Genomic DNA, 4,749 nt, shown 5'->3' with positions numbered 1-4,749 from the left:
CGCCCTGCCCGCCTGGTCCGGCCTGCCCCCGGCCGCACGGCGCGAGGTGCTGCAGCGCGCCGCTGACCTGCTCGGGCAGCGCTCGGCGCAGGTGGCCGCCGTGATGAGCCAGGAGATGGGCGCGACGCGACCCTGGTGCGAGTTCAACGTGCACGTGGCCACGGGCATGCTGGCCGAGGCGGCGGCGCAGGCCTACTCCGCCGTCGGCGAGATCATCCCGTCCGACGTGCCGGGCCTGACCGCGTACGGCGTGCGGCAGCCCGCCGGGGTGGTGGTCGGCATCGCGCCGTGGAACGCGCCGCTGATCCTGGGGGTGCGTGCCGTGGCGATGCCGCTCGCGCTGGGCAACACCGTGGTGCTCAAGGCCTCCGAGCAGACGCCGCGCACGCAGGCCGCGATCGTCGACGTCCTGCGCGAGGCGGGGGCGCCCGCCGGGGTGGTCAACCTGATCAGCAACGCGCCGCAGGACGCGCCCGCCGTGGTCGAGGCGCTTGTGGCGCACCGCGCCGTGCGGCGGGTCAACTTCACCGGCTCGACCCGGGTGGGCCGGGTGATCGGCGAGCTCGGCGGCCGGCACCTGACCCGGGTGCTGCTGGAGCTGGGTGGCAAGGCCCCGTTCGTGGTGCTGCCCGATGCCGACCTGGCCGAGGCGGCTGCCGCCGCGAGCTTCGGCGCGTTCATGAACCAGGGGCAGATCTGCATGTCGACCGAGCGCGTGATCGTGGACCGGACCGTGGCGGACGACCTCTCCGCGCGGCTGGCGGCCCGGGCCGCGGCCCTGGCGGTGGGCCCGCCCGACGACCCGGAGTCCCAGGTGGGGCCGATGGTGCACGCCGCGGCGCGCGACCACGTGCTCGACCTCGTCGCCGACGCCCAGCAGCAGGGTGCCGAGGTGATCGCCGGCGGCACGGCCGACGAGCTCTACCTGCGGCCCACGGTCGTGCGGGGCGTGCACCCGGGCATGCGGATCTACTCCGAGGAGTCGTTCGGGCCGGTCGTGTCGATCACGGAGGCCGACGGCGCCGACGACGCCGTCCGGATCGCCAACGACACCGAGTACGGGCTGTCGGCCGCGGTGTTCGGGCGGGACGTCACCGCCGCGCTCGACGTCGCGCGCCGCATCCGGTCCGGGATCTGCCACGTCAACGGTGCCACGGTGCACGACGAGCCGCAGATGCCGTTCGGCGGCGTGGGCGCGAGCGGGTGGGGCCGGTTCGGCTCGCGGGCCGCGGTCGAGGAGTTCACGGAGCTGCGCTGGATCACGGTCCAGGCGGGGTCGCGGGCGTACCCGATCTGACGGCGGCAGCCCCGGCACGGGTCGGCGCCCCACGGCGGGTAGCCTGCGGCGGGTACGTCCCCCGACGAAAGGCACCGGACATGTCGCGTGAGCTCCCCCTGGACGGCCGGGCCGCCGTCGTCACCGGTGCCGCCCAGGGCATCGGCGAGGCCACGGCCCGGCGGCTCACCGAGGACGGCGCCGGCGTCTTCCTGGTGGACGTCTCCCCCACGGTGCTGGGTCTGCGGGACGAGCTGCGCGCCGCCGGTCTCCGGGCCTCCGCCTCGGTGATGGACGTCGCCGACGAGTCCGCCTGGGCCGACGCCGTCGCCGCGTGCCGCGCGGAGCTGGGCCGGCCGCAGATCCTGGTGAACAACGCGTACGCGGGCCGCGTCGCCTCGCTGGAGGACACCCCGCCGGAGAGCTGGGACCGTCAGATCCGGGTGACGCTCACGGGCGCCTACCTGGCGACGCGCGCGGTCCTGCCCGACCTGTCGGCGTCGGGCAACGGTTCGGTGGTGATGGTGTCCTCGGTGCACGCCCACTTCGGGCTGCCGGGCCGGGCGGCGTACGCGTCGGCGAAGGCGGGGATGACGGGGCTGGCCCGCCAGCTCGCGGCCGAGTACGGCCCGGCGGTGCGCGTGAACAGCGTGCTGCCCGGACCCGTGCTCACGCCGCACTGGGACGGCGTCGGAGAGGCCGAGCGGGCCGGCGCGGCCGCGGCGACGGCGATGGGACGGCTGGGCGAGGCGTCCGAGGTGGCCGACGCGATCGTCTACCTGTGCTCCGACCGGGCCTCGTTCATCACGGGTGTGGAGCTCAACGTCGACGGCGGCTGGAGCATCACCAAGGAATCAGTGTGATCCCAGGGCCGCCGCCGTCCTATGGTGTGCCGATGACGACAGTGCAGCCGATCCAGATCACCTTCGACTGTGCCAGTCCCGAGCGCGTGGGCCGGTTCTGGTGCGAGGCGTTGGGCTACGTTCCCCCGGACCCGACGGAGGACGGCTTCGCCTCCTGGGAGGAGTACACCCGCTCGCTGCCCGAGGAGAAGCGGGACTCGTGGTTCGGCGCGAGCGACCCGAACGGGGTGGGCCCGCGGCTGTTCTTCCAGCGCGTGCCCGAGGGCAAGGTCGTCAAGAACCGCGTGCACCTCGACGTCAAGGTGGGCAGGGGCCTCGTGGGTGAGGAGCGCCTGGCCGTCCTGGAGTCCCACGCCGTCCGCCTGGAGGCGATCGGCGCGACGCGCGGGACGCTGCTGCTGGCCGACGGGGAGAACGAGTCCTGCCAGAACATGCAGGACGTCGAGGGCAACGAGTTCTGCCTGGACTGACGCCGCTCCGCCCGAATGCTCGGCAGTTGGCATCGAACTCGGCACAGGGCTAAGCCGATCTCGATGCCAACTGCCGAGTCCGCGAAGCAAACTGCCGACCGCTACCCCGCGACCACTGCCCCGCGGCGGGCGTTGAGGGCCTCCAGCGCCGTGCGTACCTCGTCCGGCGCGCCGGTGGGGAGCCGCACCAGCTCCTCGGCCAGAGTGCGCTGGTCGGTCCACTCCTTGAGCGAGCGCAGGGCGCCGGTCTGCCCGGTGTCCGCGTCCTCGACGGCGGCCAGCACCGTCGCGAACGCCTCCGGGTCGTCGGCGACGGCGCCGAGCGTGCTGTCCAGCGTGACCGGCGGCGGGACGGACCGGTCGCGCGGGTCGGGGACGGTCCACTCGTGCCGCCCGGCGCCCACCTCGAGCTCGCCGGTGCCGCCCGGCAGCACCACCACCGCCGTCGTGTTGGGCGGCACCACCGCGCGCACCACGATCTGCCCGTCCCGCGCCGCCCAGCCCGCCTCGGCGAGGCCGTAGGGCGTCTCGAACCGGGTGGTGGCGTGGTCCAGCCCGGCGATCGGCACGGGCGCGATGCGCAGCCTCCGGTACCCGTGGGTGCCGGGGGCGAGCCCGGCCACGGTGCGGTGCAGCCAGTCGGCCACGGCCCCGAAGGCGTAGTGGTTGAACGACGTCATCTCGCCGGGGTTGATGCTGCCGTCCGGCAGCATGCTGTCCCACCGCTCCCAGACCGTGGTGGCGCCCATGGTCACGGCGTACAGCCACGACGGCACGCCCGTCTGGAGCAGCAGCCGCGCGGCGACGTCGGCGTGGCCGGTGCCGGTCAGCGCGTCCTGGATGATCGGCGTGCCCACGAACCCGGTGCCGATCCGGTACCCGGCACGCCGCACCAGCCAGGCCAGCCGGTCGCCCATCACCGCGCGCGTGACGTCGTCGACGAGATCGAACGCGATGGCCAGCGCGTACGCGGTCTGCGCGTCCGAGACGATGCGGCCGGCCGGCGTCGTGTACTCCGCCACCCACGCCCGCCGGGCGCGTTCGGAGAGGTCGCCGTACCGCTCCACGCCCGCGGCGTCGCCCACCTCGCGGGCCGCCCGTGTGACGAGCTGCAGGGAGCGCACCAGGTAGGCGCTGGCCACGATGTCGGGGTCCGCCTTGGCACCGGCGGGGTCGTCCGGCGGCGCGTCGGGGTCGAGCCAGTCGCCGAACTGGAACATGCCCTCCCACAGCAGCCGGTCGCCGGCGAGGTCCAGCAGGGCGTCGGCCCACGAGCGCATGCTCGGGTACTGCTCGGCCAGCGCCCGCCGGTCGGCGAACCGTTCGAGGAGCGTGGTCGGCACCACGGTCGCGGCGTCGCCCCAGGCAGCGGCCGGCTTGGCGCCGAAGGGCAGCACGAACGGGACCACCACGGGGCAGACGCCGCCCCGGTCGGCCTGCTCGGCGGCGACGTCGCGCAGCCAGGACGCCAGGAAGGCGTCGCTGTCGTAGAGGTAGCTCGCGGTGGGGCCGAAGACCTGGATGTCGCCGGTCCAGCCGAGGCGCTCGTCGCGCTGCGGGCAGTCGGTGGGCAGGGAGACGAAGTTGCCGCGCATGCCCCGCACGACGTTCTCGTGCAGGCGGTTCACCAGCTCGTCCGAGCTCTCGAACCATCCCGTGCGGCGCATGTCGCTGCTGATCACGACGGCGGTCACGGCCGCACGGGCCGTCTCCGGATCGAGCCCGCCGGGCCAGCCGTCCACCTCGGCGTACCGGAACCCGTGGAACGTGAACTCGGGCTCGAACACGTCCTCCCCGCCGGAGAGCACCAGGTGGTCGGTCGCGGCGGCGTGCCGCAGCGGCCGCACACCCAGCTCGCCGTGCTCCAGCACCTCGGCGTGCCGCACGGTGATCACCTGCCCGCGCTCGCCGGTCAGCCGCACCCGGAGGCGGCCCACGAGGTTCTGCCCGAAGTCGAGCACCGTGCGGCCCGACGGCGTGGTGATCAGCTCCTGTACCGCGACCTCGTCCACGCGCCGCACGGGTTCGGCGATCGCGGGCTCGGGGACGACGTCGGCGGCGTCGACCCGCACGGGCGCCCACGCCGAGTCGTCGAACCCGGGCAGGCTCCAGCCGGGGACGGCGCGGCCGGCGTCGACCC

At 74.6% G+C, this 4,749-nt stretch carries 4 protein-coding genes; 3 read left to right on the top strand and 1 reads right to left on the bottom strand.

Translation table 11 applies throughout. The annotated features are described in order from the left end of the window. The 3 genes from PROKR_RS25545 to PROKR_RS25535 form a co-directional block, all read left to right on the top strand. Positions 1-1,297, top strand: a 1,297-nt coding sequence (locus PROKR_RS25545; protein ID WP_036969307.1) for an aldehyde dehydrogenase family protein, incomplete at its 5' end; no start/stop codon positions are given. A gap of 80 nt (positions 1,298-1,377) precedes the next feature. Continuing rightward, entirely contained in the window at positions 1,378-2,139 is a 762-nt protein-coding gene (locus PROKR_RS25540) for an SDR family NAD(P)-dependent oxidoreductase (RefSeq protein WP_036969306.1), read from the top strand. A gap of 32 nt (positions 2,140-2,171) precedes the next feature. Then, positions 2,172-2,609 (top strand): VOC family protein, encoded by a 438-nt coding sequence (locus PROKR_RS25535; protein ID WP_036969314.1) that lies wholly within the window; start codon positions 2,172-2,174, stop codon positions 2,607-2,609. Positions 2,610-2,710: 101 nt separating this feature from the next. Here PROKR_RS25535 and PROKR_RS25530 read toward each other — a convergent pair. After that, positions 2,711-4,749, bottom strand: a 2,039-nt coding sequence (locus PROKR_RS25530) for an alpha-L-rhamnosidase (protein ID WP_051433362.1), incomplete at its 5' end; no start/stop codon positions are given.

Source organism: Promicromonospora kroppenstedtii DSM 19349 (assembly GCF_000515355.1).
GTDB classification, from domain to species: Bacteria; Actinomycetota; Actinomycetes; order Actinomycetales; family Cellulomonadaceae; genus Promicromonospora; species Promicromonospora kroppenstedtii.
This window is presented reverse-complemented; position numbering and strand designations above follow the sequence as displayed.

Excerpts from the sequence above, each read along its gene's own strand:
- PROKR_RS25540 (WP_036969306.1), top strand. The coding sequence starts at position 1,378 with ATGTCGCGTGAGCTCCCCCTGGACGGCCGGGCCGCCGTCGTCACCGGT.
- PROKR_RS25535 (WP_036969314.1), top strand. The coding sequence starts at position 2,172 with ATGACGACAGTGCAGCCGATCCAGATCACCTTCGACTGTGCCAGTCCC.